At 73.8% G+C, this 1,277-nt stretch carries 1 protein-coding gene; it reads right to left on the bottom strand.

Going from position 1 to position 1,277, the window contains the following annotated elements:
* Window positions 1-50 precede the first annotated feature (50 nt).
* Window positions 51-1,277: carboxyl transferase domain-containing protein (locus tag ABZ641_RS38005; protein ID WP_359989197.1), on the bottom strand; the 1,227-nt coding region annotated here is incomplete at its 5' end.

Here is a 1,277-nt window from a genome sequence, read left to right as displayed (position 1 = left end):
CGGCGGGGCCGGGGTCGGGCCGGGCGGTGCGACCGCACCGGCCCGGCCGGTCACATGCGGAAGACGCCGTACGGGCGGGGCTCGGCGAGCGGGGCGTTGGCGCAGGCGGTGAGCGCCAGACCGAGGACGGTCCGGGTCTCCATCGGGTCGATCACGCCGTCGTCCCAGAGCCGGGCGGTGGCGTAGTAGGCGCTGCCCTGCCGCTCGTACTGCTCGCGGACGGGGCGCTTGAACTCCTCCTCCGCCTCGGCCGGCCAGTCCTCGCCCTGCGCCTCGAACTGGTCGCGGCGCACGGTGGCGAGGACGGAGGCCGCCTGCTCGCCGCCCATCACGGAGATCTTGGCGCCCGGCCACATCCACAGGAAGCGCGGCGAGTACGCCCGGCCGCACATCGAGTAGTTGCCGGCGCCGTACGAGCCGCCGATGACGACGGTCAGCTTGGGCACCCGGGTGCAGGCCACGGCCGTCACCATCTTGGCGCCGTGCTTGGCGATGCCGCCCGCCTCGTACTGCCGGCCGACCATGAAGCCGGTGATGTTCTGCAGGAAGAGCAGCGGGATGCCGCGCTGGTCGCACAGCTCGACGAAGTGCGCGCCCTTGAGCGCGGACTCGGCGAACAGCACGCCGTTGTTGGCGACGATGCCGACCTGGTGGCCGTGGATCCGGGCGAAGCCGGTGACCAGGGTGGGCCCGTACTCGGCCTTGAACTCGGCGAAGCGGCTGCCGTCGACCAGCCGGGCGATCACCTCGCGCACGTCGTACGGGGTGCGCGGGTCGACCGGCACCGCGCCGTACAGGCCGGCCGGGTCCACCGCGGGCGCCTCCACCGGGGCGAGCGGCCACGGCTTCGGGGCGCGCGGGCCGAGCCCGGCGACGATGGTGCGGACGATCGACAGCGCGTGCGCGTCGTCCTCGGCCAGGTGGTCGGTGACGCCGGAGGTCTTGGAGTGCAGCTCGCCGCCGCCGAGCTCCTCCGCGGTGACGACCTCGCCGGTGGCCGCCTTCACCAGCGGCGGGCCGCCGAGGAAGATCGTGCCCTGGTTGCGGACGATCACGGCCTGGTCGCTCATGGCCGGCACGTAGGCGCCGCCGGCCGTGCAGGAGCCGAGCACCGCGGCGATCTGCGGGATGCCCGCGCCGGACAGCCGGGCCTGGTTGTAGAAGATCCGGCCGAAGTGGTCCCGGTCGGGGAAGACCTCGTCCTGCATCGGCAGGAAGGCGCCGCCCGAGTCGACGAGGTAGACGCACGGCAGCCGGTTCTCCAGGGCCACCTCCTG

Source organism: Kitasatospora sp. NPDC007106 (assembly GCF_040634455.1).
GTDB classification, from domain to species: Bacteria; Actinomycetota; Actinomycetes; order Streptomycetales; family Streptomycetaceae; genus Kitasatospora; species Kitasatospora arboriphila.
This window is presented reverse-complemented; position numbering and strand designations above follow the sequence as displayed.